28 protein-coding genes are annotated in these 25,460 nt (G+C 68.1%); 17 read left to right on the top strand and 11 right to left on the bottom strand.

The genetic code is table 11. The features are described from left to right. Positions 1–65 precede the first annotated feature (65 nt). Both CXY91_RS15005 and CXY91_RS15000 read right to left on the bottom strand, forming a co-directional pair. Positions 66–581 carry a GNAT family N-acetyltransferase gene (locus CXY91_RS15005; protein WP_100962149.1) on the bottom strand — a complete coding sequence of 172 codons (516 nt, stop codon included), beginning with the start codon at positions 579–581 and terminating at the stop codon, positions 66–68. A 3-nt stretch (positions 582–584) separates the two neighbouring features. Continuing rightward, a complete protein-coding gene (locus tag CXY91_RS15000; protein ID WP_091842371.1) occupies positions 585–2,405 on the bottom strand; it encodes an ABC transporter ATP-binding protein in 1,821 nt (606 codons plus the stop codon). A 107-nt stretch (positions 2,406–2,512) separates the two neighbouring features. Here CXY91_RS15000 and CXY91_RS14995 point away from each other — a divergent pair, with 107 nt between their 5' ends. Both CXY91_RS14995 and CXY91_RS14990 read left to right on the top strand, forming a co-directional pair. Beyond that, on the top strand, positions 2,513–3,649 hold the full coding sequence (locus CXY91_RS14995; protein WP_100962148.1) for a DSD1 family PLP-dependent enzyme: 1,137 nt from the start codon (positions 2,513–2,515) through the stop codon (positions 3,647–3,649). A 2-nt stretch (positions 3,650–3,651) separates the two neighbouring features. After that, entirely contained in the window at positions 3,652–4,434 is a 783-nt protein-coding gene (locus tag CXY91_RS14990; RefSeq protein ID WP_100962147.1) for a hypothetical protein, read from the top strand. Positions 4,435–4,467: 33 nt separating this feature from the next. On the opposite strand, the gene CXY91_RS14985 is transcribed toward CXY91_RS14990, so the two are convergent. The 4 genes from CXY91_RS14985 to CXY91_RS14970 form a co-directional block, all read right to left on the bottom strand. Next, on the bottom strand, positions 4,468–5,013 hold the full coding sequence (locus CXY91_RS14985; RefSeq protein WP_100962146.1) for an isochorismatase family protein: 546 nt from the start codon (positions 5,011–5,013) through the stop codon (positions 4,468–4,470). A 7-nt stretch (positions 5,014–5,020) separates the two neighbouring features. Beyond that, the gene (locus CXY91_RS14980; protein WP_100962350.1) at positions 5,021–6,145 is read right to left on the bottom strand and encodes a M20 aminoacylase family protein; all 1,125 of its coding nucleotides are present in this window, start codon (positions 6,143–6,145) and stop codon (positions 5,021–5,023) included. 138 nt (positions 6,146–6,283) lie between these two features. Continuing rightward, positions 6,284–6,682, bottom strand: a complete 399-nt coding sequence (locus tag CXY91_RS14975; protein WP_100962145.1) for a cytidine deaminase family protein — start codon at positions 6,680–6,682, stop codon at positions 6,284–6,286. 31 nt (positions 6,683–6,713) lie between these two features. Further along, positions 6,714–7,604 (bottom strand): helix-turn-helix transcriptional regulator, encoded by an 891-nt coding sequence (locus tag CXY91_RS14970; protein ID WP_100962144.1) that lies wholly within the window; start codon positions 7,602–7,604, stop codon positions 6,714–6,716. A 104-nt stretch (positions 7,605–7,708) separates the two neighbouring features. Between CXY91_RS14970 and CXY91_RS14965 the strand changes: the two genes are divergently transcribed. The 15 genes from CXY91_RS14965 (at position 7,709) to CXY91_RS14895 (ending at position 22,015) form a co-directional block, all read left to right on the top strand. Beyond that, the gene (locus CXY91_RS14965; RefSeq protein ID WP_425285478.1) at positions 7,709–8,410 is read left to right on the top strand and encodes an ABC transporter permease; all 702 of its coding nucleotides are present in this window, start codon (positions 7,709–7,711) and stop codon (positions 8,408–8,410) included. A 6-nt stretch (positions 8,411–8,416) separates the two neighbouring features. Next, positions 8,417–9,151, top strand: a complete 735-nt coding sequence (locus tag CXY91_RS14960; protein WP_100962143.1) for an ATP-binding cassette domain-containing protein — start codon at positions 8,417–8,419, stop codon at positions 9,149–9,151. 31 nt (positions 9,152–9,182) lie between these two features. Beyond that, a complete protein-coding gene (locus CXY91_RS14955) occupies positions 9,183–10,028 on the top strand; it encodes an ABC transporter substrate-binding protein (protein ID WP_100962142.1) in 846 nt (281 codons plus the stop codon). A 4-nt stretch (positions 10,029–10,032) separates the two neighbouring features. Continuing rightward, positions 10,033–10,851 (top strand): molybdate ABC transporter substrate-binding protein, encoded by an 819-nt coding sequence (locus CXY91_RS14950; RefSeq protein WP_199777454.1) that lies wholly within the window; start codon positions 10,033–10,035, stop codon positions 10,849–10,851. 4 nt (positions 10,852–10,855) lie between these two features. Continuing rightward, positions 10,856–11,614 carry a molybdate ABC transporter substrate-binding protein gene (locus CXY91_RS14945; RefSeq protein ID WP_199777453.1) on the top strand — a complete coding sequence of 253 codons (759 nt, stop codon included), beginning with the start codon at positions 10,856–10,858 and terminating at the stop codon, positions 11,612–11,614. A 16-nt stretch (positions 11,615–11,630) separates the two neighbouring features. Further along, positions 11,631–12,110, top strand: coding sequence for a tRNA (N6-threonylcarbamoyladenosine(37)-N6)-methyltransferase TrmO (gene tsaA / locus CXY91_RS14940; RefSeq protein ID WP_100962140.1), 480 nt, complete (start codon positions 11,631–11,633; stop codon positions 12,108–12,110). After that, entirely contained in the window at positions 12,097–13,131 is a 1,035-nt protein-coding gene (locus tag CXY91_RS14935) for an iron ABC transporter substrate-binding protein (RefSeq protein ID WP_100962139.1), read from the top strand. Before tsaA ends, CXY91_RS14935 begins: the two co-directional genes overlap by 14 nt. 153 nt (positions 13,132–13,284) lie before the next feature. Then, entirely contained in the window at positions 13,285–14,295 is a 1,011-nt protein-coding gene (locus CXY91_RS14930; protein WP_248307499.1) for a FecCD family ABC transporter permease, read from the top strand. Then, entirely contained in the window at positions 14,292–15,056 is a 765-nt protein-coding gene (locus tag CXY91_RS14925) for an ABC transporter ATP-binding protein (protein ID WP_100962138.1), read from the top strand. The genes CXY91_RS14930 and CXY91_RS14925 overlap by 4 nt, the downstream gene beginning before the upstream one ends. A gap of 136 nt (positions 15,057–15,192) precedes the next feature. Beyond that, positions 15,193–16,728, top strand: coding sequence for a serine hydrolase (locus CXY91_RS14920; protein WP_100962137.1), 1,536 nt, complete (start codon positions 15,193–15,195; stop codon positions 16,726–16,728). 17 nt (positions 16,729–16,745) lie between these two features. Next, on the top strand, positions 16,746–17,075 hold the full coding sequence (locus CXY91_RS14915) for a hypothetical protein (RefSeq protein WP_091842397.1): 330 nt from the start codon (positions 16,746–16,748) through the stop codon (positions 17,073–17,075). A 123-nt stretch (positions 17,076–17,198) separates the two neighbouring features. Then, positions 17,199–18,233 carry an amino acid ABC transporter substrate-binding protein gene (locus CXY91_RS14910; protein WP_199777452.1) on the top strand — a complete coding sequence of 345 codons (1,035 nt, stop codon included), beginning with the start codon at positions 17,199–17,201 and terminating at the stop codon, positions 18,231–18,233. Positions 18,234–18,355: 122 nt separating this feature from the next. Beyond that, entirely contained in the window at positions 18,356–19,519 is a 1,164-nt protein-coding gene (locus CXY91_RS14905; protein ID WP_199777451.1) for an amino acid ABC transporter permease, read from the top strand. After that, positions 19,516–20,562, top strand: a complete 1,047-nt coding sequence (locus CXY91_RS14900) for an amino acid ABC transporter permease (RefSeq protein WP_100962136.1) — start codon at positions 19,516–19,518, stop codon at positions 20,560–20,562. The genes CXY91_RS14905 and CXY91_RS14900 overlap by 4 nt, the downstream gene beginning before the upstream one ends. 151 nt (positions 20,563–20,713) lie before the next feature. Then, a complete protein-coding gene (locus CXY91_RS14895) occupies positions 20,714–22,015 on the top strand; it encodes a hypothetical protein (protein ID WP_100962135.1) in 1,302 nt (433 codons plus the stop codon). On the opposite strand, the gene CXY91_RS14890 is transcribed toward CXY91_RS14895, so the two are convergent. From CXY91_RS14890 to CXY91_RS14870, 5 genes are all read right to left on the bottom strand, one after another. Then, positions 21,963–22,526, bottom strand: a complete 564-nt coding sequence (locus CXY91_RS14890; protein WP_158673427.1) for a hypothetical protein — start codon at positions 22,524–22,526, stop codon at positions 21,963–21,965. The genes CXY91_RS14895 and CXY91_RS14890 overlap by 53 nt on opposite strands. Then, positions 22,519–23,085 (bottom strand): hypothetical protein, encoded by a 567-nt coding sequence (locus tag CXY91_RS14885; protein ID WP_100962133.1) that lies wholly within the window; start codon positions 23,083–23,085, stop codon positions 22,519–22,521. Before CXY91_RS14885 ends, CXY91_RS14890 begins: the two co-directional genes overlap by 8 nt. Further along, entirely contained in the window at positions 23,082–23,678 is a 597-nt protein-coding gene (locus CXY91_RS14880) for a hypothetical protein (protein ID WP_100962132.1), read from the bottom strand. The genes CXY91_RS14885 and CXY91_RS14880 overlap by 4 nt, the downstream gene beginning before the upstream one ends. A gap of 72 nt (positions 23,679–23,750) precedes the next feature. Continuing rightward, a complete protein-coding gene (locus CXY91_RS14875; RefSeq protein WP_091842536.1) occupies positions 23,751–24,497 on the bottom strand; it encodes an acetoacetate decarboxylase in 747 nt (248 codons plus the stop codon). Between the two features lie 10 nt (positions 24,498–24,507). Next, positions 24,508–25,290: a 3-hydroxybutyrate dehydrogenase gene (locus CXY91_RS14870; protein ID WP_100962131.1), complete on the bottom strand. Its 783-nt coding sequence runs from the start codon at positions 25,288–25,290 to the stop codon at positions 24,508–24,510. Positions 25,291–25,460 lie beyond the last annotated feature (170 nt).

Here is a 25,460-nt window from a genome sequence, read left to right as displayed (position 1 = left end):
CAGCAACGGCGGCTCAAGCCGCATGCCCGGCATGATTGTGGGGAAGCCGGCACCTTCCCTTTTGACTATGCTGGCCGCGCCCGCCGCAGCAGCAATGTGTCATGCCCCAAGAAGCTGACGAGGCGCTCGTCCCGGAAGCCGAAGCGTCGCGCCAGCCGCAGGGAGGGCTCGTTCTCCGGCGCGATCAGGCAGACCGAGCTGTCATATGCGCCTTGCCCGTCGAGCCAGCCGAGCGCGGCGGTGAGCGCCTCGCTCGCGAATCCGCGTCCATGCGCCCAGCCCGCCAGCACCCACCCCGCCTCGGGAATGCCGCGGATCGATGGCTCGATCGCCCGGTGGAAATCGGCGAAACCCAGATCCCCGACGAAGCGGCCGCTCGCCTTCTCGGTCAACGCCCAATAGCCGTAGCCGAGCAGCGGCCAGAGCCCGCGATAACGCAGCAGCCGCATCCAGGCCTCCTGCGCGCTCGAGGGCTGGCCGATATGGCGCACCACCGCCGCATCGCCCCACATCAGCCTGAGCGGTTCGAAATGCTCGACGCCGTGCAGGTCGAGGACAAGGCGCTCGGTCTCCAGGCGCATCGCTCAGCCCTCGGCAAACTGCAGCCGGTAGAGCCGCGCATAGGCACCGTCGCGCGCGATCAGCCCGTCATGGTCGCCGGTCTCGACCACCTTGCCCTCGTCGAGCACGACGATCTGGTCGGCCTCCCGCACGGTCGACAGCCGATGCGCGATGACCAGCGTCGTCCGGCCTTTCATCAGCTCCGCCAGCGCCTCCTGCACCAATCTCTCCGACTGGGTGTCGAGCGCGCTGGTCGCCTCGTCGAGCAGCAGGATCGGCGCATCCTTGAGGATGGCGCGGGCGATGGCGAGACGCTGGCGTTCGCCGCCGGAAAGCCGCGAACCGCGCTCGCCGACCTTCGTGTCGTAGCCGTCGGGCATCGCCATGATGAAGTCGTGCGCCGCCGCCGCCCTGGCCGCGGCGACGATGTCCCCCTCGCTCGCGCCGGGGCGGCCGAAGCCGATATTGGCGCGCACCGTGTCGTCGAACAGCACGACATCCTGGCTGACCACGCCGATCTGGCCGCGCAGGCTGCGCAGGGTCACGTCGCGGATGTCCTGCCCGTCGATTTCGACCCGGCCCTCGGTGGGATCATAGAGCCGCGGCACTAGCGCCAGCATGGTCGACTTGCCCGAGCCGGAACGGCCGACCAGCGCCGTGGTCTTGCCGGCCTCGGCGACGAGGTCGATGCCTTCGAGCCCGCGCTGGTCGTCGCGATAGCGGAAGCGCAGGTCTCGGAAGGCAACCGCGCCCCCGCCTACCGCGAGCGGCTTGGCGTCGGGGCGCTCGGTGATCAGCGACTTCTCGTCGATCAGCGCGTAATAGCGCTTCAGCGAGGCGCCCGCCTCCTGGACGATGGCGTTGAGATTGCCGAGCGAGCGCATCGGCTGGGCCGCGAGCAGCAACGCCGAGACATAACCTGTGAAATCGCCGACGGTGGAACTGCCCGAGGTGATGCGCACGCCGATCGCCGCGAGCACGCCGGCGACCGCAAGCCCGCCGGCGACCTCCAGCAACGGATCAAGCCGCCCGCGGGCGTTGGCCGCCTTCATCTTCAGCGCCCGGATCGTCTCGAAGGCACCGGCCGCGCGCTCCTTCAGATAAGGCTCGAGCGAATCGGTCTTGGCGACGCGCGCACCCTGCAGGCTCTCGGTGACCAGGCTCGCCATTAGGCCGGTCTGCTCCTGCTGCGAGGCCGCCATGCGGCGCAGCTTCTTGCCGATCCGGCCGATCGGCCTGGCGACGACCGGCGCGATCAGCAGCACGACCGCCGTCATCTTCCAATCGATCCAGAGCATGGCGCCGACCAGCGCGATCGCCGTCATCACGTCGCGGACCGCGATGTTGACCAGCCGGGTCAGCGCCTCCTTGACGAAGGTGAAGTCGGTGGTGAAGCGCTGGGTGAGCGAGGCCGGGTTTTCCCTCTGGAGCTGCGCCAGGTCGGCGTCGATCAGATGGTTGTAGAGCGCGCTCTGCATGTCGGCCTCGATCCGGCTGACGACGCTGTTGGTCATCACCGTCTGGGTCAGCAGCGAGAAGCCCTTGATCGCAGTGACGATCACCACGACGACGGCGACGGCGTTGACGACGCCGATCTCGAAATCGATCGACTTCGAGACCAGCCGCTCCATGCGGCGCACGAAGCCGGTCGCCTCGGCCCCTACGGGATCGGCGAAGGCATCGAAGGCCGCCTTGATCAGCAGTGGATAGAAGCTCGTCGTCGCCGCGATGACCACGACGAGACCGAGGATGGCGATGAGTTGCGGCGTGTATTGCCGCCCGCGCTCGCGCCAGACTCGGGCGAAGAGTGCAAAGGTGTCGTCGGTGACGCGGCCGATCTTCATGGCGCGCGGCCTAACATGGCCGCCATGCGAGCGCCACTGCCGGTCTTGCTCCGGACAAGAACCTGACGTCCCATGGCCATGAGTTGATTCACCAGATTCGAGAACCCATGCCCCTTCCCCCGCCGGCCCGGCCCGGACAGTCCTTCGCCGAGATCGATACGCCCGCTTTGATCATCGATCTCGACGCCTTCGAGCGGAACCTCGTCACCATGGCGGCTTTCGCCGAGGCGACGGGCATACGCCTGCGCCCCCATGCCAAGACGCATAAGAGCCCGGAGATCGCCCTGCGCCAGATCGCCCATGGTGCGGTCGGGCAATGCTGCCAGAAGGTCGGCGAGGCGGAGATCCTGGTCGCCGGCGGCGTCACCGATGTGCTCGTCACCAATGAGATCGCCGGCGCCGCCAAGCTCGACCGGCTGGCAAAGCTCGCGCGCGAGGCCCGAATCGGGCTCTGCGTCGATCATATCGAGGGCGTGCGCGAGGCCGCCGAAGCAGCGGCGCGCAATGACGTCGTCCTCGACGTGCTGGTCGAGCTCGACATCGGCGGGCGCCGCTGCGGCGTCGCCCCCGGCGAGGCGGCGGTCCGGCTCGCCGAAGCGGTGGCGCGCAGCAACACGCTGCGCTTCCGCGGCGTGCAGGCCTATCACGGCTCGGCCCAGCACATGCGCTCGGTCGACGAGCGCAGTGAGGCGATCGAGCGCGCAGGGCTTCTCACCCGCAATGCGATCGAGCGCCTCGCCCAGGCCGGTCTCGCCTGCGAGACCGTCGGCGGCGCCGGCACCGGCACCTACGAGCTGGAGAGCCGCTCCGGCATCTGGAACGAATTGCAATGCGGCTCCTACATCTTCATGGACGCCGACTATGCCCGCAACCGCATGGCTGACGGCTCGACCTTCAACACCTTCCAGCACGCGCTGTTCGTGCTCGCGGGGGTGATGAGCAAGCCGGTGCCGGATCGTGCCATCGTCGACGCCGGTCACAAGGCCGCCGCGGTCGATTCAGGGATGCCGGTGCCCTGGCAGCGCGACGGCGTGGTCTACACCAAGCCCTCCGACGAGCACGGCATCCTGACCGGCGATCCCGTCGCCGTGCCGCATCGCGGGGACCGGGTGCTGCTCGTGCCCGGCCATTGCGACCCGACCGTCAACCTGCACGACTGGTATGTCTGCGTGCGCGGCCTGGGCGGCCCGGACGCTCATGTCGAGGCGGTCTGGCCGGTGGCGGCGCGCGGGGCACTCAGCTAATCGTGCTCGCCGAGCTGGCGCTGCGAGCCCTGACGCCGGCCGCGCCGCTTGCGCGCCGATTCGGCCTGCTGCGGCAGAGTGTCGGGCTCTGGTCGCGCGGCCGGCGCCAACGCAAGGCCTGGGAGCCGCACCGGGCCCGCTGCCGCGCCATCATCGCCGAGGTCGCAGCCTCCCTGCCACGCCGCCGCAAGGTCGTGGTGCTCGGCTCCGGCCCCGCCCGCGACATCCCGCTGGGCATGCTCTGCACCAGCTTCGACGAGGTCGTGCTTGTCGATATCGTTCATCTGCCGCTGCTGCGTCTGAGGCTCTGGCGGCAGCCGAAAGTCAGCCTGCTCAGCCGGGACCTCACCGGCGCCATGGCCTGGCTCGCCGCCGAGGCGGAGGGCCGGCAGGACCCGCTCGCGGACCTCGTCGCCGATGACCGTGTCGATCTTATCATATCCGCCAACCTGCTTTCGCAGCTCGCCTGGCCGGTTGCCGACTGGCTCGAGGACAATCCCGCCCGGGCCGCCACCCTGCCCGCGAACCTGCCGGCCCGCTGCATCGCCTGGCATCTCGACGACCTCGCCCGCTTCAAGGGCCATGTCTGCCTGATCAGCGATGTCGAGATGGTCGAGCGCGACCGCGGCGGAGCGATCCATGATCGGCTCGACCTGATGTACGGCGTCGGCCTGCCGAAGGAGGACGAGAGCTGGCTCTGGCCGGTCGCGCCCTTCGGCGAGGCCGAGCGCGACCGGGAATACGTGCACAAGGTCTGCGTCTGGCAGAGGTTTGAGCGGGGCTGATGCTGCCCGTGCTGAGGCTCGCTGCGAACGGCATCAGCTGGCGCGATTCCATGCGGCCAGCACAGCTGCGGAGTCGACGATCTTCGCGAAATCCGATTCGAGATGCGCCATCGTCACGTCGAAAATCGTGCGTGCCGACAGCCCGGGTAGATCGAAGGTGATCACCGCATCGCCTACCACGGTCATGTTGAAGCCGAGATCGGCTCCAGCCCGAACCGTGGAGTTGACGCAGTACCCGGCCACCCCGCCGGTGACCAGCAGATCCGTGATGCCATTCTCACGCAGATAGGCTTCGAGGTCAGTCGAGGCGAACCCGGATGATGTCCGCTTCAGGAAGATCGGCTCGCCCTCAACCGCTTTGGCACATGGCATGGGTTGATGGCCCGCGGCGTCGGCATGGAACGGCGAAGCCGGGTCATCCGCGCTATGACGGATGTGGATGACAGGCTGCCCGCGTTTGCGGAACGCTTCAGACAGCATGGCGAGCCGGTCCGGCGCGTCGGAATTGACGCAATCCCTGCCGGCATCGATCCGGTGCTGCATCTCCATCTGCATGTCGATGATGACCAGAGCTTTCATGTTTGCCTCACCCCAACGTCAACCGCCGCCTGACGATCTCGGCGTGGAAACGCGCACCGTGGATCAGGCCTTCGTCGTTGAAGTCGTAGCGCGGGTTATGCAACGGCGCGCTATCGCCATTGCCGACGAAGGAGAAGCAGCCCGGCACATGCGCCAGGAAGCGAGCGAAGTCTTCCGAGCCGGTGAAAGGCTCGGACACCACCGAGACGTTCTCGGGCCCGAGCGCGTTCCGCGCCGCCTCCAGTGCCGCCTCGGTCTGGGCCGGCTGGTTGAGCAGCGGCACGAATTCACGCGTATAGCTCACCGACTGCTCGACATTGTAGGCGCGGGCGATGCCTTCGCTGATCACGCGCATCTGCGCCTCGATATCCGCGCTGACCTCGGGGTGGAAGCTGCGGGCATCGCCGAGGATGCGTGCCTGCCCCGGCAGGGCGTTGCGGGTGCCGTCGGTGATCAGCTCCGTCACCGAGACGACGGCGATCTCAGCCGGGCTCAGGCGGCGCGAGACGATCGTCTGCAGACTGGTGACCAGGGCACAGGCGGCGACCAGGGTCTCGTTGCCGACATGCGGGCGGGCGGCGTGGCCGCCGACGCCGGTGAGGACGATCTCGAAATTGTCCTCCGCCGACATGATCGGGCCGGTCCGGGTCTGGAACTTGCCGACCGGCAGCTTCGGCGCATTGTGCAGCCCGTAGATCTCCTCGAACGGAAAGCGCTCCATCAGCCCGTCAGCGAGCATGGCGAGTGCGCCGCGCCCCCATTCCTCGGCCGGCTGGAAGACGAAGCGCACGGTGCCGTCGAAGCCACCTTCCTCCGCCAGCAGCTTCGCGGCGCCCAGCAGCATGGCGGTATGGCCATCATGGCCGCAGGCATGCATGACGCCGGGATTGCCGGAGCGGTGGGAAAACTCGCTTTGCTCGGCTATGCGCAGCGCATCCATATCGGCCCGCAGCGCGATCGCCCGGTTGCCGCTGCCGCGCGTCAGCGTGCCGACGACGCCGGTGCCCCCGATGCCCTCGGCGACATCGTCCAGCCCGAACTCGCGCAGCTTGGCCGCTACGAAGGCACTGGTGCGCGTCTCCTCGAAGCCGAACTCCGGATGGGCGTGCAGATTGCGCCGCCAGCCGGTCATCTCCTGCACGAGCTTGTCGAGATCGGTCGTCACGGGCTGTCCTCGCCTGCTTCACTCAGCCGGAAGACTATGCCGGCACCAGTGCAACAGGCGCTGCAATTGCCCTGATGATTTGCAAGCTTGTTTCGCGGACGGCGCCTAGGCTGGCGGCGCGCTCGCCTCGCCATAGGGCAGCAGTTCCGCCAGCGGGACGACCGTGCCCGTCGCCACGATCACCGAGGTGCGCCAGTTCTCCGGGTCGACCTGACGGATCAGCTGGCGGCAGCGCCCGCAGGGCGGCATGATCTCGCCATCGGCATTGACGGCGACGATCGCCCTGATTTTCGTCTGCCGGCTTTTCAGCATCTCGGCGATCGCCGCATGCTCGGCGCAGAAGCCGAGGCTGCAGGCGGTGTCGATGCAGATGCCGGTATGGACACTGCCCGCGGCGGTGAGCAGCGCTGACGCCACGCCGCCGGCGGAGCAATCTTCTGAACAGGTGAAATCACCGGCGACCTGGAAGGCCGCCGCGATCAGGGCTTCGCTATCGAACGACATTACGGTCTCCATCGCATCTTGCTCGATCGATTCAGCGGTTGAGCCGCACGCTTCCACTGATCGAGAGGTCGTAGCCACCGAACTCCTTCGCCCGCGCCGCCATGTCCGGGCTACGCATCCAGGCGAGCAGCTTCTGGGTCGCCGGCTCGAAATAGCTCCGCCGGCGCATCACCAGATCGACGTGCTCCCAGACCAAGGGGAGGAAGGCAAGGCCGAAGGCCATGGCGATGGCGCGCGCCGCAATGCCGCAATCGGCCCGTCCGGAACGGATCGCCAGCGCCAGATCCTGGCCGGTGGCGCAGATGCCGTCGGCGACGATCATCCGACCGGAGGGAACCCCGGCGCGTTCGAGCAAGCTCAGCAGCAGCAATTGCGCGCCGGCGCCGCGCTGGCGCTGGGCGAAGCGGGCGCCTTTGGCGATCGCCGTGCCGAGCCCGTCGATCCCGATCGGATTATCGGGTGCGATCAGCAGCCCCTGCTCGCGCCGGGCGAAATTGATCACCACCGCATCGTGCAGGGAGGGCTCGGCGTGGATTGCGGCGAGATTGGCGGCGTCGTCATCCGGCGTCGCGTGGAGATGCAGCGCCGCGATGGCGACCTCGCCGCGCACCAGCCGGTCGAGCCCGGCCTGCGAGCCCTCGGCCAGCAGCGCCAGCCCGCAGCCGGATTCGCGGATCGCGAGCTCCAGCAGCGAATCCTGGCTGCCACCGACGATCGGAGGTGGCGGGACCGCGTCGAACCCGGCCGGGCGCGACAACCCGGCCTCGAGCCAGCGATCGAGGCCGCCACGCGGGAACAGCCATTTGCCGGAGACCTTGGTGCAGGGCACCGCGCCCTGCCCGACCAGTTCATAGAGCTTCCGCTCCTTGAGGCGCAGATATGAGGCCGCTTCCTCGGTAGTGAGCCAGATCTGATCCTGCATCAACCTGCACATGCCTGCGCTGATTACGACATTGGCATTTGGTCGCATTGAACTCTACCAATTGCAAATGCTTGCAATCTCAAGGCAAGCGCAGGGAGCAGGCTTTGGACGTCGGCGCGATCTTTCAGGCGGCTTTTGCCTTGGTGGTCGGGCTCGATCCGGGCTTTCTCGGCATCGTCTTCCTGTCGCTGCGCGTCACCCTGACCGCCGTGCTGATCGCGGCGCTGATCGGCCTGCCGCTCGGTGCCGCCCTGGCGCTGGCACGCTTTCCTGGCCGCGCTGCCATCATCGTCTGCCTCAATGCGCTGATGGGGCTGCCGCCGGTCGTCGCCGGCCTCGCCGTCTTCCTCCTGCTCTCGCGCTCCGGCCCGCTCGGACCACTGGGCCTGCTGTTCACGCCGACAGCGATGATCATCGCACAGGTGATCCTGGTGCTGCCGATCGTGATCGCGCTGACCCGGCAGGTGATCGAGGATCTCTGGAGCGAATATCGCGACCATTTGCGCTCGGTCGGCCTGGACGGCCTGCGCGCCATCCCCACCCTGCTCTTCGACGGACGCTTCGCGCTGGCGACGGCTCTGCTCGCCGGTTTCGGCCGGGCCAGCGCCGAGGTCGGCGCCGTCCTGATCGTCGGCGGCAACATCGCCGGCTACACCCGCACCATGACGACGGCAATCACGCTGGAGACCTCGAAAGGCGACCTGCCGCTGGCCCTCGGCCTCGGTCTCGTCCTGCTCTCGCTGACGCTCATGATCAACGCCATAGCCTTCGGCGCCAGCCGTATCGGAGCGCGCTATGCGGGTTGAGCCACCATGCTGAGCGTATCCTCGATCCTGCCGCTCACCGTCGAGGCCGCCGCCTTCTTCGGTGACGGCAAGCTGCTGGTCGCGCCCAACAGCTTCGTCATTCCGGCCGGCGGGCTGACCGTGCTGCTCGGGCCGAACGGCGCCGGCAAGTCGCTGACCTTGCGCCTCTGCCACGGCCTGCTGACGCCGAGCCGCGGCACTGTGCGCTGGGCCGCCGGAGCCGAAGCCCGCGCCAAGGGACAGAGGAAAGGCCATGCGATGGTCTTCCAGAAACCGATCATGCTGCGCCGCTCGGTCGAGGCCAACATCACCCATGCCCTCGCCGCTGCTGGCAGCAATGGCGCCGAGCGCAAGGCGCGTGCGGCACAGGCGCTTCAGCGTTTCGGCCTCGCGGAACGCGCCGGCCAGCCGGCCCGCCTGCTCTCCGGCGGCGAGCAGCAGCGGCTCGCCATCGCCCGCGCCTGGGCGCTGCGGCCCGAACTGCTCTTCCTGGACGAGCCGACCTCGCAGCTCGACCCCGCCGCGACGCGCCAGATCGAGGAATTGCTCTCCGGCCTCGTCGCCGAGGGCATCACCGTGATGATGTCGACCCATGATCTCGGCCAGGCCCGCCGCCTCGCCGACCGCGTGCTCTTCCTGCATCGCGGCCGCCTGGTCGAGGACGCACTGGCCAAGGATTTCTTCGCCGGCCCCCATTCGGCCGAGGCGCGTGCCTTCCTGGCAGGAGAGCTGCTCTGGTGACCCACAAAGACGACAACTGGAGAAACGCCCGATGACAACCTTGCCCCGCCGCTCTCTCCTCGCTGCCGGCCTGTTCCTCAGCCTGACCGGTATTACGCTCGCCCAGGCCCCAGCAGGCGAGCGCTTCATCACCGTGGCCTCGACCACCTCGACCCAGGATTCCGGCCTGTTCAACCACATCCTGCCGCTGTTCAAGGCCAGGACCGGCATCGAGGTTCGCGTCATCTCGCAGGGCACCGGCCAGGCGCTCGACACTGCCCGCCGTGGCGACGCCGACGTCGTCTTCGTCCACGCCAGGGCGCAGGAGCTGAAATTCGTCGAGGAGGGCTTTTCGACCGAGCGCCGCCCGGTGATGTACAACGACTTCGTCCTGATCGGCCCCAAGAGCGATCCCGCCGGCGTCGCCGGCAGCAAGGACATCGTCGCCGCGCTGAAGAAGATCCAGGAGAAGGCCGCGCCCTTCGTCTCGCGCGGCGACAAGTCCGGCACCCATGCCGCCGAGCTCAATCTCTGGAAGGTCGCGGGCATCGACATCGCCGCGCAGAAGGGCTCCTGGTATCGCGAGATCGGCCAGGGCATGGGTGCGGCGCTCAACACCTCCGGTGCGATGGGCGCCTATGTCCTCTCCGACCGCGCCACCTGGATCTCGTTCAAGAACCGCGGCGATCTCGTCATCTCGGTCGAGGGTGACCAGCGCCTGTTCAACCAGTACGGCGTGATGTCGGTGAACCCGGCCAAGCACCCGCATGTGAAGGTCGCCGACGGCAAGCTCTTCGCCGACTGGCTGACCAGCCCGGAAGGCCAGAAAGCGATCGCCGACTATAAGATCGACGGCCAGCAGCTGTTCTTCCCCAATGCCGGCCAGGCGGGGGCATAACCTGATGCGGAGGCTCGCGCTCGCCGCCCTCGTCAGCCTGTGGCCGGCACTCGCACCGGCGCAGCAGGCGCAGAAGCCCGTGCTCCTCCACGCCGCCGGCAGCCTGAAGAATGCTCTGACCGAGGTCTCCAAGGCCTTCGAAGCCTCCGCACGGATTCCGGTCACGACCAGCTTCCGCCCCTCCGGCCTGCTGCGCGAGGCTCTCGCCAAGGGCGAGGCGGCCGAGGTCTTCGCCTCGGCGAACATGGAACACCCACTTGCGCTGGCGAAGGACGGCAAGGCTGGCCCGGTCGTGCTCTTCGTCCGCAACGAGACCTGCGCCTTCGCCCGTCCCGGGCTCGACGTGACCAGCAACACCCTGCTCGCGCAGATGCTCGATCCCAAGCTCAAGCTCGGCACCTCGACGCCAAAGGCCGATCCGTCAGGCGACTATGCCTGGCAGGTCTTCGCCAGGGCCGAGGCGCTGAAGCCCGGGGCCAAGGCAACGCTGGAAGCCAAGGCGCTGCAGCTCGTCGGCGGCCCGAACAGCGCCCCGACCCCGCCGGATCGCAACAGCACCGGCCATCTGCTGGCGACGGGCGCCGCCGATCTCTTCCTCGGTTACTGCACCAATGCCGATCCGATCGCGCGCGAGCAGCCGGGCATCCGCATGGTCCGGCTGCCTGAGAAGCTGCTGGTCGGGGCGGATTACGGGCTGACGGTGATGAACGGCGCTTCGCCGAACGCCAACAAGCTGGCGATGTTCATTCTCTCGCCGGATGGGCAGCGCATCCTGGCGCGGCACGGCTTCGTCGCGCCCGGCCTGCCGCGCGAAGGGAAGTGAGATCTTGGTCGCGGCGTCCCCGGTTAGCCTGTACGCCGCCGGCAGCCTGCGCGGGGCCCTGCTCGACATCGCCGACGCCTTCGAGGCCGAGACGGGGATCCCCATCTCCGGGAAATTCGGCGCCTCCGGCCTGCTTAAGGACCGGCTCATCGGGGGCGAGGCCGGCGAGGTCTTCGCCTCGGCCAATCTGGAGCATCCGCAGGCGTTGGCGCGCGGCGGGCTGGCCGGCCCGGCCGTGCTCTTCGCCCGCAACGAGCTCTGCGCCTTCCTGCGGCCGGGACTGGTGGCGACGCGCGCCACTCTGCTCGATTTGATGCTCGATCCGAAGGTGAAGCTCGGTACGTCGACGCCAAAGGCCGATCCGTCGGGCGACTATGCCTTCGCCATATTCGCCAGGGCCGAAGCGATGAAGCCCGGCGCCAGGGCCGCGCTCGAAGCCAAGGCCCTGAAGCTCACCGGTGCACCGGACTGCCTACCGGCGCCCGAAGGCCTCAACGTCTACGGTCACAAGCTGGCGAGCGGCGAGGCCGACATCTTCCTGGCCTATTGCACCAATGCCCGGCCGCTTGCGAAGGAGCAGCCAGGGATCGCGATGCTGCGCCTGCCGGACCAGCTCGCTGTCGGCGCCGATTACGGACTGACGGTGCTGAACAGGGCCTCGCTGAGCGGCTACCGGTTCGCCATGTTCATTCTCTCGCCGCAGGGGCAAGCGATTCTGGCAAGGCACGGCTTCACGGTGCCGGGCCTGCCGCGCGAGGGATAGCGGGAAGAGCAAGATCATGGACTGGCAAGCGACCCGGCCCGGCGAAACCGAAGCACCTCTGCCCGAGCGCAGCGACGCCCGCCTCGTCTTCATCGGCCGCATCCGCACGCCCTTCGCGACGCGTGACGACTGCCCACGCCAGGGCCGGCAGGACGGGCCGCTCTGCCGCGTCGAGATCGACCCACATTGGCAGGCGGCGCTCAAGGGCATCGAGACCTTCGCCGAACTCGATTTGCTTTACTGGATGCACGAGGCGCGGCGCGATCTGCTGACGCAGACGCCGCGCGGCGGCGATACGCTAGGAACTTTCGCGCTGCGCTCGCCGGTGCGACCGAACCCGATCGCATTGTCGCGGGTGAAGCTCGAAGGCGTCGAGAATGGCGTCCTGCTGGTGCGCGGACTCGACTGCCTCGACGGCACGCCGCTCATCGACATCAAGCCTTTTCGCTGCAGCCATTCGCACGGCGCGACGGAAACCTCCCATGCCGCATCCTGATCGCCGCGCCGTCCTCGCTGGCCTCGGCGCGACGATCGCGGCCCCGCGCCTCGCCCGCGCCGCGACCATTCGCGATGGCGCCGGTCGCGAGATCACAATTCCCGGCAAGGTCGAGCGCATCTTCCCCGCCGGGCCGCCGGCGGCAATCCTGGTCTACACGCTCGCGCCCGACCTGCTGATCGGCTGGCCGCGCGCCAACCGGCCGGAGGAGCGCGAATTCCTGCTGCCCGGCATCGGCGACCGGCCCGAGATCGGCCGCATCACTGGCCGCGGCAACAGCGCCAATCTCGAAGCCGTGCTGCAGACCAGGCCGGACCTCATCGTCGATTCCGGCTCGACCGGCCGCACCTATATCGAGCTCGCCGAGCGCGTGCAGCAGCAGGCCGGCATCCCCTATGCCCTGCTTGACGGCCGCTTCGGGGAGACCCCGGCGAGCTATCGCATTCTCGGCCAGCTCACCGGCCGGGCCGAGCGCGCCGAGACGCTGGCGCGCTGGTGCGAGGACAGTTTCGCGACAATCCGCGGCCGCATCGCCGCGATCCCGGCCGAGAAGCGCCCGAGCGTCTATTATGCGCGCGGCCCGCGGGGGCTCGAGACCGGGCTCGGCGGCTCGATCAATGTAGAGACGCTCTCCTTCCTCGGCGCCCGAAACGCCGCAGCCGAACAGCAGGGCAGCGGTCTCGCCCAGGTCTCGCTCGAACAGGTGCTGGCCTGGAACCCGGACGTCATCGTCACCATCGACCTCGCCTTCTCCGAAAGCGTGCGCAGCGATCCGAACTGGGCCGGCGTGAAGGCGGTGCGCGAGGGCCGCGTCCATCTCTCGCCGAAGCTGCCCTTCGGCTGGGTCGACTTCCCGCCCTCGGTCAACCGGGCGATCGGCCTGTGGTGGCTGGCAAAGCTGCTCTATCCCGCGCAATTCCCCGAGGACATCCGCAAGCTCGCCCGCGACTTCCACACGCTGTTCTACCAGGTGACGCCGAGCGAGGCGCAGCTCGACCGCGTGCTGGCCGGGCGGGGGTGATGGTTCACCATCTCAGTCATCCCGGGCGGCCGGAGGGAGACCCGGGATCCATGCCTGAACCGTTCCGGAATGGACCCCGGATCGGCGCGGCTTCGCCGCTTGTCCGGGATGACCATGTCGTGGTCACTTGGCCGGCGAAACGCCGTTGATCCGATGACCTCCTCCCTGCGCGGCAACCTGATCGCCCTTCTCCTGCTGGCGCTCGCCGTGCTCGCCGCCTTCGCGCTCGGGCGCTTTCCGGTCGCTCCCGGCGATCTCGGCCGCCTCGCCTGGTCGGTTCTCACCGGCGAGCCCTCCGGCCTTCCGGCCCAGGTCGAGACCGTGGTCTGGAACATCCGCGGCCCGCGCATCGTCGCGGCAATCCTGTGCGGATCGGCGCTCGCCATTGCCGGCTGCGCCTTCCAGGGCCTGTTCCGCAATCCGCTGGTCTCGCCCGATATCCTCGGGGCCTCCTCGGGCGCAGCGCTCGGCGCGGTCATCGGCATCTATCTCTCGCTCGGCCTGTTCGGCATCCAGCTCGCCGCCTTCGTCGGCGGGCTCGTCGCGGTCGGCGCCGTCTATGCCGTCGGCTCGACGATCCGGCGCGGTGACCCCGTGCTCGTATTGGTGCTGACCGGCGTCGTCGTCGGCTCGCTGCTCGGCGCCGGTATCGGCCTGGTGAAGTACTGGGCCGATCCCTACAACCAGCTTCCGGCCATGACCTTCTGGCTGCTCGGCAGCCTCGCGGGAACGGCCAAGCCCGATCTCATCCCTTTGCTCGGCCCGGTCCTGATCGGCGCCGTCATCTTGCTGGCGCTGCGCTGGCGCATGAACGTGATGTCGCTGCCGGAGGAAGAGGCGCGCGCGCTTGGCCTCGCCACCGGCCCGCTACGGATCGCCATCGTCGCCGCCGCGACGCTGGTGACGGCGGCGAGCGTCGCGGCTGCCGGCATCATCGGCTGGGTCGGCCTCGTCGTGCCGCATCTCGCGCGCTTCCTGGTCGGTCCCGATTTCGGCCGCCTCATGCCGACGGCAGCGCTGCTCGGTGGCGGCTACCTGCTCGCCATCGACACGCTGGCGCGCACCGCCGCCCCGGTCGAAACGCCGCTCGGCATCCTCACCGCGGTGATCGGCACGCCATTCTTCATCTGGCTGCTCGCCTCGGCGCGCGGAGGCTGGTCGTGAGCCTGGAAGCCTCCGCCCTGGCCTATGGCTACCGTGAGCGCGAGATCGGCCGCGACATCGCGCTCGACCTTGCTGGCGGCGAGGTCTTGGCCCTGCTCGGCCCCAACGGCCATGGCAAGACGACGCTGCTGAAGACCCTGCTCGGCCTGCTGCCGACAAAGGGCGGCACGCTCAGACTCGATGGCAAACCGTTGGCGGCGCTCTCCATAGGCGAGCGGGCCCGTGCCCTCGCCTATGTGCCGCAGGTCCATGCCGGCACCTTCGCCTTCGCCGTGAGCGAGGTCGTTCTGATGGGGCGGACCGCGCGCTCCAGCCTGTTCGCGGCACCGTCGGGCCATGACCGGGACGTGGTACGGGCGATGCTGGACCGGCTCGGCATCGCGCATCTGGCGCAGCGCGCCTATACCGAGATCTCAGGCGGGGAGCGTCAGCTCGTGATGATTGCCCGCGCGCTGGCGCAGGAGCCGCGCTACGTCATCTTGGACGAACCGACGGCGAGCCTCGATTTCGGCAATCAGGGCAAGGTGATGAACCAGATCCGCCGCCTCGCCGGCGAGGGCCTCGGCGTGCTCTTCACCAGCCACGACCCAAACCAGGCGCTGCGCTATGCCGACCGGGCGATGCTGCTGCGCGACGGCCAGGCCCTCGCCAGCGGCAAGGCACGCGAACTCATGACGCCGGAGCGGCTCGCCGCGCTCTATGGCGTTGCGATCGAGACCGTCAGGGGCGAGGACGGGAAGCTCGCCTTCCTGCCGGGCTGAACGGCCCAATCCCGTCACAATGTCCTGATGAAGTTTACCTTAAGGCAGGACATGGCGTGGGAGTTTGGCGCGCCGGCGGTCGACCCCGCTTTCGGCGGCTCGATCTGCCGGCCTTTTGGATACGGGGGACATCCGCATGAAGCGCATTATCGCGGCCGCGCTCGTCGTCGGCCTGGCCGTCATGTCCGATGCCTCGGTGCAAGCGCAGCAGCCCTCGCAAGCCTCGATCGAAACGCTACTGCCGGACTTCGAGAAGCAGGTCGTTGAGGGCATGAAGGCCTTTTCGGTGCCGGGCGTCGCCGTCGGCGTGATCCACGAGGACAAGCTGATCTTCGCCAAGGGCTTCGGCGTCCGCGCGCTCGGCAAGCCAGAGCAGGTCACGCCGGAGACGATCTTCCAGATCGGTTCGACCACCAAGGCCTTCTTCACCACCACGCTGGCGCAGGCGGTCGATGCCGGCCGGCTCGGGTGGACTGATCCGGTCATCGACCATGTCCCTGAATTCCAGCTCGCCGATCCCTGGGTCACCCGCGATTTCCGCGTGCTCGATATCGCCGCCCAGCGCTCGGGCCTGACGGCTTACGTCAACGACGCGCTCACCATGCTGGGCTACGACAGACAGACGCTGATCCGCTCGCTGCGGGTCGCGCCGCAACTCGGGCTGTTCCGCTCCGATTTCCGCTATCTCAACATCCCGCATGTCGTCGGCGGCGAGATCGTCGCCAAGGTCAACGGCACGCCATCCTGGTTCGACTCGCTGAAGACCAGCCTGCTGACCCCGCTCGGCATGGGCGAGACGACCGCCACGGCCGAGGCGATCACCGCAGTGCCCAACCATGCGCAGGGCCATCGTTTCGCCGAGCCGCCGGTCGCCGTGCCCTTTCATCCCTCGTTCCCCTATGCGCTCGGGCCGGCCGGAGCGCTCAACTCGAACATCCCCGACATGGCGAAATGGCTGCGCCTGCAACTCGGCCGCGGCCATTTCGAGGGCAAGCTCCTGGTCTCCGAGGACAATCTCGACGTCACCTGGACCCCGCGCGTCGCCATGAACGAGCGCAGCTCCTATGCCGTCGGCTGGGTCGCGACCGCGACGCCGCGCGGTCGGATCATCTGGCACAATGGCGGCACGGCCGGCTTCGGCGCCCATGCCGGTTTCCTGCCCGACGGCAAGACCGGCATCGTCATCCTGACCAATCTCGAGAATCTCGGCCTGCCGGACGCGCTGGCGATGTGGTTCTACGACCGCGTGCTCGGCAATCCCGCCGTCGACAATGTCGGCCTCGCAGCCGCCGCCGCCAAGACCCGTCGCGAAGCGGCGCAGGCGGAAGCTGCCGGTTTCGTACCCGGCCCGATCTCGCCACTCGCCGCCGGGTTTGCCGGCAGCTACGGCTCGCCGATCCTGGGCGACGCCACCGTGGCGCTCACGGGCGGGAAGCTCGGCCTGACGCTGGAGAAGACCGAGGCGCAGCTCCTGCTGGAGCCGAACAGGGACGATCCCTACCTGTTCCAGGCGCGGCTGGCCCCGGTCGGCGCCTTCGTCGCACCGGCCGAGATGTCCGGCGGCGAGCCCTTCGTCCGCCTGCGCTTCGAGACCGACGCCGCCGGCAAGATCAGCCAGATGCGCTGGCTCAGCCCCGAGCTGCCGCATAGCTTCGCGCGCTCGGCCCAGTGACGAGGGGGAGCATCACCATGACGATCCGTATCGCCCTCCTGTCGTTCGCCGCCGCTCTTGCCGTCGGCTCCAGTGTCTCGGCCGCGCCGGCCTTCGCGCCTCTCTCCGGGGTCGCCTCCGCACTGCCGGTGGAGCCTGCCCGCTCGGCCCTGCGCAAGTTCTTCGACGCGCTCGGCGACGACGACGTCAACGATGATCACTACGACTGGAACGATTATCGCGACGCGACCTCGCGCAAGGACCGTATCCGCGACTGGCAGCGCATGCAGCTCGACGCCCAGAAGGATTACTGGCGCCAGCAGAAGGACGCGCAGAAGCGGGCGATCAAGGCCCAGCGCGGCTGGTAGATAGCCGGCGTTGCGGCGGCTACGTCAGGGATTGGCAGGAAACCGTCCCACCCCCCTTACCTTTCCCCATCGGGCTGTTGCATAGTCGCCCGGACGTGGCGTCATGACGCCACAGGATGGGGAATGGACATGAAGACCTTAGCTCTCGCCGCGGCGCTGCTCGCCGGCGGCACCCTCGCCGCTTCCGCGCAGCAGCTCGCGCCCAGCCCGACGCTCGACGCCATCAAGGCGCGTGGCCATCTCGAATGCGGCGTGCATCTCGGCCTGCCCGGCTTCTCCTTCGCCAATGACAAGGGCGAATGGACCGGTCTCGACGTCGATTACTGCAAGGCGCTCGCGGCCGCCGTGCTCGGCGACGCCACCAAGGTCAAGTTCACGCCGACCTCGGTGCAGCAGCGCTGGCCGATCCTGCAATCGGGCCAGGTCGACCTGCTCTCGCGCAACTCGACCATCACCTTCTCGCGCAACGCCACGCTCGGCCTGAACTTCCAGGGCATCAACTTCTACGAGGGCCAGACCTTCATCGTCCGCAAGAAGGCGAACGTGAAGTCGGCCGAGGAGCTCGACGGCGCCTCGGTCTGCGTCGCCGCCGGCTCGACCGAGGAGAAGAACGCCGCCGACTGGTTCCGCGAGCGCAACCTCAAGGTCACCATCACCAACTTCCAGAAGAACGACGACGCGATCACGGCCTATGACAGCGGCCGCTGCGACGCTTATACCGCCGGCGTCGGCGCCCTCGCCGGCCAGCGCGCCAAGCTCAAGGTTCCGGACGACCACGTCATCCTGACCAAGCCGATCTCGAACGATCCGCAGGGCCCGGTCACCCGCTATGGCGACGAGCGCTGGCAGCTGATCGTGCGCTGGGTGCTGAACGGCACCATTGCCGCCGAGATGCTCGGCGTCACCTCCAAGAACGTCGACGAGATGAAGGCCAACTCGAAGAACACCGAGGTCCGCCGCCTGCTCGGCGCCGAGGGCGGCTTCGGCGCGATGATGGGCCTGCCTGACGACTGGATGTACAAGGCGATCAAGCAGGTCGGCAACTATGGCGAAAGCTTCGAGCGTACCGTTGGCATGGAGTCGCCGCTGAAGCTCGAGCGCGGCCAGAACCAGCTCTGGACCAAGGGCGGCCTGCTCTTCACCCCGCCGTTCCAGTGAGATGCTCCCGAGATGGTCGGGCTTGACCCGACCATCTCGGAAACCAGCCTTCGTGTCAGGAGATTCTCGGGTCGCAGCTTAGCTGCGCCCGAGAATGACGCCCCAAGCCGGACGGCCGCCCCTTGAGCAAAGCCTTCGCCTTCATCAACGACAAGCGCGTCCGCGACGTCTTCTACCAGGCGGCGCTATTGATCGGCCTCGTGGCGCTGCTGGTCTATTTCATCCGCAACGCCTCGCAGAACATGGTCCAGGCCGGCATCGCCTCGGGCTTCGACTTCCTCTGGCGCACCTCGGGCATCGAGGTGCCCTTCGTCCTGACCAACTACACCCAGTCCGACAACATCCTCGCGCTGTTCTGGGCCGGCGTCGCCAATACGATGCTGGTGACGGTGATCGCGCTGGTGCTGTCGACCGCGCTCGGCTTCCTGATCGGCATCGCCAGGCTCTCCTCGATCTGGCTCGTCCAAGCCATCGCCGGCGCCTATGTCGAGTTCGTCCGCAACATCCCGCTCTTGTTCTTCGTGCTGTTCTGGTATTTCGGCGTCATCGCCGCTCTGCCCGCCCCGCGTGAGAGCCTCTCGGTCTTCGGCGTCGCCTTCCTCAACAATCGCGGCCTGACCATTCCGCTGCCCGATGCCGGCGCGAACTTCAAATACGCCTTCATCGCGATCGCGATCTCCTGCCTGCTGCACTGGCTCTTCCTGCGCTGGGCCAGGCGACGCAAGGAGGAGACCGGACAGGACGCGCCGATCCTGCGCGTCGGTCTCGTCCTGCTGCTGCTCATCCCCGCCCTCGCGCTCGCCTGGGCGACGCTGGCGACGCGCTGGGACATTCCCGTGCTGCGCGGCTTCAATTATCGCGGCGGCTTCGTCGTCATCCCTGAATTCGTCGCGCTGCTCGCGGCGCTGGTCACCTACACCGCCGGCTTCATCGCCGAGATCGTGCGCGGCGGCATCCAGTCGGTGCCGCATGGCCAGATCGAGGCGTCGAGCGCGCTGGGCCTGCGCCCCGGCCCGACGCTGCGGCTCGTCACCATCCCGCAGGCACTGCGAGTGATGACGCCGCCGATGACCAACCAGTACCTCAACGTTCTCAAGAACTCGTCCTTCGGCGCCGCCATCGCCTATCCCGACGTGGTCAGCCTGTTCATGGGCTCGGCGCTCAACAACACCGGCCAGGCGATCGAGATCATCGCCATGACGCTTGCGGTCTATCTCGTCATCGGCCTCGCGGTCTCGGCCTTCATGAACTGGTACAATGCTCGCATCGCGCTGGTGACCAGATGAGCGCCGCCGCATCCCTCCCGACCAACTGGCGCGAGCGCCTGTTCGGATCGCCGACCATCACCGTGGTGACGCTGCTGCTTGCCGCGTTGATCGCCTGGATCGCCGTGCCGATCATCCGCTGGGCCCTGATCGACGCGACCTGGAGCGGCCAGACCCGCGCCGACTGCGCCGGCACCGGCGCCTGCTGGGTCTTCATCAAGGCCCGCTTCGGCCAGTTCATGTACGGCTTCTATCCCATCGAGGAGCGCTGGCGGCCGAACCTTGCCGGCATCCTCTTCGCGCTCTCCGGCGCCGCGATCGTCTTCGCGCCGAAGCGGCTGAAGCTGGGCCTCGGCCTCGCTGCGCTCGTCATCCTGCCACCGCTCGGAATCTGGCTGCTCGCCGGCGGCTTCGGCCTCAGGCCGATCGAGACGCGCGAATGGGGCGGGCTGATGCTGACCGTCTTCATCTCGATCTATGCCAGCCTGATCGCGATCCCGCTCGGCATCCTGCTGGCGCTCGGCCGCCAGTCCGAGCTCAAGGTGGTCAAGCTGATCTCGGTGCTGTTCATCGAGTTCTGGCGCGGCGTTCCGATCATCGCGGTGATCTTCCTGGCCTCGCTGCTGCTGCCGCTGATCATGCCGGCCGGCATCGGCGTCGACCGGCTGGCCCGCGCCGTCATCGGCCTCGGCTTCTGCATCGCCGCCTATATGGCCGAAGCCGTGCGCGGCGGCCTGCAGGCGCTGCCGAGGGGCCAGCGCGAGGCGGCGACCGCGCTTGGCCTGTCCTACTGGAAGGCGACCTGGTTCATCATCCTGCCGCAGGCGCTGCGCATCTCGCTGCCGGCGATCACCAACGAGTTCATCGCGCTGGTCAAGAACACCACACTGGTGCTGGTGGTCTCGATCCTCGACCTGCTCGGCATCGCGCAGGCCTCGCTCGCCGATCCCGCCTGGGTCGGCATGAACATGGAGGCCTACGTCTTCTCCGGCGCCATCTACTGGCTGATCTGCTTTGCGCTCTCGCGCTGGAGCCGGAGCCTGGAGACCAAGCGAGGGCGGTAAGCTCTCGCCGTCGTGCTCCGGGCTTGACCCGAGCATCTCGGGCGGGAGGAGGCTCCGACCAGCGCGTTCTCGTCACGAGATTCCCGGGTCTGCGCTTCGCCCAAGACTGGCGGGGTTCATTCCGGGGCTATGAGCCTGTACAACCCAGCCCATGCAAGAGACCGCCGGCCTCGCCCGCCTCTTCCTCCGGCTCTGGCGCCAGGCCGGGCCCGTCCTGCTGCTGCTCGCGACGCTCGGCTCCATTGCCAATGAGCTGTTGCTGCCGCTGGCAGTGAGGCTCGGCTATCTCAACAGCCTCGCGGGCTTCGCCATGCTCGCGCTGCTGGTCCTCGCCAAGCTCGTCGTCACCGTGCTGATGTTCATCGCCTTGCGGCCCTATCTGCCGGCGGTCTCGGCCCTACAGATCGCCGGCGCGAGCCAGCAACCCGACACACCGCAGCCCGCCGGTGCGCGCGCCGTGATCGGGCTCGTTGCTCTCGCCCTCGTCCCGTTCTTCGCCTACTACGCCGCCTGGGGCTTTCTCGGCGACACCGTCCGCGACTATTCGGTCAGGGCGCTGTCGGAAGCCGGCTTCGGCGAGAAGGTCGATGTCCTCGCCGTGCCGCTTTCACTCTGGCTCGCGCTCGCCATCGGCCTTGCCTGGCTGGTGCGCAAGCTCGCCAAAGCCGCCCAGAGCTGTCGGCCCTCGCCCTTCTGGCAGTTCCTGGTGATCGCTTGCGATGCCAACTGGATCTTCGTCGGCCTCTACGCCCTGTCCCGCTGGAAGGACACGGCCTGGACCTGGCTCAAGACCGTCGCCCTGCCCTATCTCCGGCTCATCCAGGACTGGACGCTGTCGCTGATCGGCAAGGCCCAGGCGGCGACGCCGGAGGCGATCGACCTCGCTGCGCCACCTTTCAGCACCAGCCTGCAGAGCCTCTTCCTCTATGCATTGCTACCGCTGGTCTGGCTGCTGATGGCCGCGACGATCTATGGCTACGATGCCAAGGACCCGTCCGCGCTCGCCCGCGACCGGCGCGCTGCCGCTGCCCTGGCGCGCTGGCAGTCGGCGCCGAAGGCCATCCGCGACTTCGCCGAGCATTTCATCGGCGGCTATCGCTCGCGCTATCTGCCGGTCGTCAACAGCGTCCGACTCGCCTTCGGCGCCAGTCTCTCGGTGCTGATCGCGCTTGTTGTCGGCTATCGCTTCATCGGCTTCGCCGCAGCCTGGCTCTGGATCGGCCTCACTCGCCTGATCGGCCCGCTCGATCTCGACAGTTGGCAGGTGATCGCCAACGCCATCGCCTTCCTGCTCGGCGGCCCCAGCGAAATTCGCGGCGGCATCCTGGTCGAGAGCCTGCGCATCTGCCTGCTGGCGGCAGTGATGGAAACCGCCGTCGCCGCGCAGAGCCGCAGCGGCGCTAGCCCGGAATCTCGAAGCGCAGATAGTGCGGCCGCCCGGCCGGCAGGCTGAGCACCGGCCTGACTTGCCGGTCCATCCCGGCCGGCAGCACGAAGCCCTCGCTGACTCTGAGTGTCGCGCCGGCGGTCGGCTTGCTCGCCAGCGCCTGCGTGCAGGTCGGAATGGTCTGACCACGCCGCTCCGGCAGGCGATTGACCTCGCTCGGCGTCAGGAATTGCGGCGACCAGCGCCGTCCGTCCGGCGCTTCCAGCACCAGCCGGCACTGCAGCACGGCGAAGGCCTCGGGATCGCGCACCACCGCTTCGATGTCGAGCAGCATCACGGCCCGGCCATCCGCTCGCTCGGCGACACGGCGCAGACCCATCAGCTTCCAGTCGGCGCCTCCGAGGCTCGCTGCGGTGCTGGCCGGGACCTCCCGCGCGAAGAGCTCTCGCGAGCGCCACCACTCCCACGCATTCTCATGGGATTGCAGGACAATGCCGAGCGCCAGCGCCATCGGCAGCGCCCAAAGACTGAGACGCCGCATCCGCGCGGCACCCGGTGAGACGACAACCTCACTCATAGGCGAGCTCGCTCAGGTCGATCAGCGGCGCAGGCGCGTCCAGCGTCGCGGGCAAGGCAATCTCCGCCTGCGTATCCAGCCGCGGCCAGCGCGAGGCGGCCACCAGCAGCGTCGCGCCCGCGACCGATTCGCGCGGGATCTCGAAGATGAAGAGGCCTCGCTGCGGCAGGCCGGGCTCGAGCCGGTCGGTTCCGAGCAGGCGCGGCGCGCCCTGAAAGCGCGGGCTCGCGAGAAAGCGCGCGCCCTGCGCGCTGCGCCAGATCGCACTCCCGACATTGACTGATGCGGGCTGGGCTTCGAGACCGGCGATCACCAGAGCGAACACTCCGCCCGTATCGCGCTCGACCTCGCGGCCATAGGCCTTGAAGCGCAGTCTCTCGGCGAGCAGCACCTTATCGGCCCGCACCGAGAAGGTCCGGCCGGTCAGCGTCTCGCCGAGACCGCCCTTGAGCGGGATCGGCCCGGTGATCTCGGCATAGCCCGGCGTGTAGCGCTGCATGCCGACAAGCAGCACGGCCGCCAGCACCAGCGCGCCGAGCTTGGCGCAAGCACCGCTCACGGCCTTATCTCGGCGCGAGCCACCGGCAGGGTGGCAGCCGCGATCGGCTTGCGGTTGAACCAGCCCGGCGCGGCGAGCAGATTGTCGCGCGGCTTGAAGGTCTCGCCAATGACGACGAGGCGCAATCGCTCCGGCGGCTTCGCGCCGGGCGCCAGCCGCCAGATCACCTGCACGCGCTCGGGCAAGCCCGGCTGCAAGGCGCTCAGCATGGCCTTGTCGCGCATCAGCCAGATGGTCGGATTGGGCTGCAGCCCCTCGACCGGTGGATCGACGATGAGGATGCGCGCGAAGGTATTGTCGGTTTCAGAGCTGCGATTGCCGACGTCGAGATCGAGCGCCAGGAACTGCGCGCCGTCGGACGCTGGCGGTCCGTCCGGCCGCGACTGCGTCGTCAGCCTGGCCTCATGCAGCGCAATGCGCCAGCGGCCTGCATCGAGCGGCGCGCCCGCGGCGAGCGCCGGCAGAACCGGCGGCTCCAGCGCTTCGAGCAGGCTTTGGCCGGAGGTGATGGCGAGCGCCAGCAATCCGCCGATGCCGATGGTGAGCTTCGAGCTGACGGCCTGGCGCAAGCCCGCCAGCCAGGAGACAATCATGCGCGCACTGAGATCCTTCGCGCCCCCGGCGCGGCAAGATAGTCGGCGCGGCCGCGAGTGCAACCCGCAGTATCAGCCTTTCATGTAGTCGTGGATCTTGCGGCCGAAGGGCAGCGTCAGGTCGGCGATGAAGTGATGCGCGCCCAGCACCTTGCGCACCGGCAGATCGGCGACCGGCGCGTTGACATGCGGGATCAGGTGGAGCCGGCCCGGGCCGATCCAGGAACCCTTCACCGTGATGTCGGTGAGGTTGAGCGCGACGAGCTGGCAGATCTCCGGCTCGCCGTCGACGCCGGGAATGATCTTCAGGTTGACCTGCGTCTTGGTCAGCATCGCCGTGGTCTTGACGCCGTTGCCGGCGAGGCTTTCGTGCTTGTAGCCCATCGTGCCCATCGCGACTTGCTGGCCGGCATATTCGAGCGTGCCGGTCAGGGTGTCCTTGACCACTTCGAGCTTGGGATGGGCGTACTTCTTCGGGAAGCCCCAGATCTCGCGGCCGGCCGAGATCGGCGGCTCGATGTCGAGATACATCTGCGAGACGAAGCTGACCTCCTCCTCGCCGAACAGGCAGGGGATGACGATGCCGGTCTCGGTATAGGTGCCGAAGCCGGAGGAATCCGGCATCTTGATCCATTCGTAATGCACGATCGGCTGCGCCGTCGGCATCAGCGGCTCGGGCAGGTGATGGCGGATCAGTTCCGGATCGGTCTCGTAGCTGATCACCATGTATTCGCGGTCGATGAAGCGATAGGGCCCGGCCGGATAGCTCGGCCCGGCGAGCGGCATCGAGGGCAGGTCGAGGATCTGCTGGCGGTTCATGGCGATGCCCTCACTGCGCGGTCCAGCCGCCATCGACCGGCAGGATGACGCCGGTGATCGACTTTGCCGCATCGGAAGCCAGGAAGACAGCGAGCGCCGCCACGTCCTCGCTGGTGACGAACTGCTTGGTCGGCTGCGCGTGCAGCAGCACGTCGTTGACGACCTGCTCCTTGGTCAGCCCGCGCGCCGCCATGGTCTCGGGGATCTGCTTCTCGACCAGCGGCGTCCAGACATAGCCGGGACAGATCGCGTTGGCGGTAATACCGAAGGTCGCCGCTTCCAGCGCGACCGTCTTGGTCAGCCCGGCGATGCCATGCTTGGCCGCGACATAGGCCGATTTGAACGGCGAGGCGACCAGCGCATGGGCCGAGGCCGTGTTGATGATCCGGCCCCATTTGCGTTGCTTCATGCCCGGCAGCGCCGCACGGATGGCATGGAAGGCGGCCGAGAGGTTGATCGCGATGATCGCGTCCCATTTCTCGACCGGGAACTCCTCTACAGCTGCAACGAACTGGATGCCGGCATTGTTGACGAGGATGTCGACGCCGCCGAACTCGGCTTCCGCCTCGGCAATCATCGCGGCGATCGCCCCGCCATGGGCCATGTCGGCCGGCGAATAGCGTGCCTTCACGCCGAAATCAGCCTCGATGCCAACGCGCTCCTGCTCGATCGCCTCCGGCGCGCCAAAGCCGTTGATGACGATGTTCGCGCCCTCCGCCGCATAGGCGCGGGCGATGGCGAGGCCGATGCCGGAGGTCGAGCCGGTGACGACGGCCGTCTTGCCTTTGAGCATGCGTGATCTCCCCAGCCACGAGGCTGCGACGCGAAGCTGCGTCGCAAGGTCCATGCCGCTGAGGTGGAAGAGCAAGCTGACGGGGCGATGAAGCTTGCCTGACGGGACAATGACACCGATATCTGGTGCCACCCGCGTCACATGCCTGTCACCGCCCGCCCCCCAGACAT

The organism is Allobosea sp. FBZP-16, from assembly GCF_002831785.1.
GTDB lineage: Bacteria > Pseudomonadota > Alphaproteobacteria > Rhizobiales > Beijerinckiaceae > Allobosea > Allobosea lupini.
Note: the sequence above shows the minus strand (reverse complement) of the source record. Positions and strands in the feature narration are given on the sequence as shown.

Excerpts from the sequence above, each read along its gene's own strand:
- CXY91_RS15005 (WP_100962149.1), bottom strand. The coding sequence starts at position 581 with ATGCGCCTGGAGACCGAGCGCCTTGTCCTCGACCTGCACGGCGTCGAG.
- CXY91_RS15000 (WP_091842371.1), bottom strand. The coding sequence starts at position 2,405 with ATGAAGATCGGCCGCGTCACCGACGACACCTTTGCACTCTTCGCCCGA.
- CXY91_RS14995 (WP_100962148.1), top strand. The coding sequence starts at position 2,513 with ATGCCCCTTCCCCCGCCGGCCCGGCCCGGACAGTCCTTCGCCGAGATC.
- CXY91_RS14985 (WP_100962146.1), bottom strand. The coding sequence starts at position 5,013 with ATGAAAGCTCTGGTCATCATCGACATGCAGATGGAGATGCAGCACCGG.
- CXY91_RS14980 (WP_100962350.1), bottom strand. The coding sequence starts at position 6,145 with ATGACCGGCTGGCGGCGCAATCTGCACGCCCATCCGGAGTTCGGCTTC.
- CXY91_RS14975 (WP_100962145.1), bottom strand. The coding sequence starts at position 6,682 with ATGTCGTTCGATAGCGAAGCCCTGATCGCGGCGGCCTTCCAGGTCGCC.
- CXY91_RS14970 (WP_100962144.1), bottom strand. The coding sequence starts at position 7,604 with ATGCAGGATCAGATCTGGCTCACTACCGAGGAAGCGGCCTCATATCTG.
- CXY91_RS14960 (WP_100962143.1), top strand. The coding sequence starts at position 8,417 with ATGCTGAGCGTATCCTCGATCCTGCCGCTCACCGTCGAGGCCGCCGCC.
- CXY91_RS14955 (WP_100962142.1), top strand. The coding sequence starts at position 9,183 with ATGACAACCTTGCCCCGCCGCTCTCTCCTCGCTGCCGGCCTGTTCCTC.
- CXY91_RS14950 (WP_199777454.1), top strand. The coding sequence starts at position 10,033 with ATGCGGAGGCTCGCGCTCGCCGCCCTCGTCAGCCTGTGGCCGGCACTC.
- tsaA (WP_100962140.1), top strand. The coding sequence starts at position 11,631 with ATGGACTGGCAAGCGACCCGGCCCGGCGAAACCGAAGCACCTCTGCCC.
- CXY91_RS14935 (WP_100962139.1), top strand. The coding sequence starts at position 12,097 with ATGCCGCATCCTGATCGCCGCGCCGTCCTCGCTGGCCTCGGCGCGACG.
- CXY91_RS14930 (WP_248307499.1), top strand. The coding sequence starts at position 13,285 with ATGACCTCCTCCCTGCGCGGCAACCTGATCGCCCTTCTCCTGCTGGCG.
- CXY91_RS14920 (WP_100962137.1), top strand. The coding sequence starts at position 15,193 with ATGAAGCGCATTATCGCGGCCGCGCTCGTCGTCGGCCTGGCCGTCATG.
- CXY91_RS14915 (WP_091842397.1), top strand. The coding sequence starts at position 16,746 with ATGACGATCCGTATCGCCCTCCTGTCGTTCGCCGCCGCTCTTGCCGTC.
- CXY91_RS14910 (WP_199777452.1), top strand. The coding sequence starts at position 17,199 with ATGGACATGAAGACCTTAGCTCTCGCCGCGGCGCTGCTCGCCGGCGGC.
- CXY91_RS14900 (WP_100962136.1), top strand. The coding sequence starts at position 19,516 with ATGAGCGCCGCCGCATCCCTCCCGACCAACTGGCGCGAGCGCCTGTTC.
- CXY91_RS14895 (WP_100962135.1), top strand. The coding sequence starts at position 20,714 with ATGCAAGAGACCGCCGGCCTCGCCCGCCTCTTCCTCCGGCTCTGGCGC.
- CXY91_RS14890 (WP_158673427.1), bottom strand. The coding sequence starts at position 22,526 with ATGAGTGAGGTTGTCGTCTCACCGGGTGCCGCGCGGATGCGGCGTCTC.
- CXY91_RS14880 (WP_100962132.1), bottom strand. The coding sequence starts at position 23,678 with ATGATTGTCTCCTGGCTGGCGGGCTTGCGCCAGGCCGTCAGCTCGAAG.
- CXY91_RS14875 (WP_091842536.1), bottom strand. The coding sequence starts at position 24,497 with ATGAACCGCCAGCAGATCCTCGACCTGCCCTCGATGCCGCTCGCCGGG.
- CXY91_RS14870 (WP_100962131.1), bottom strand. The coding sequence starts at position 25,290 with ATGCTCAAAGGCAAGACGGCCGTCGTCACCGGCTCGACCTCCGGCATC.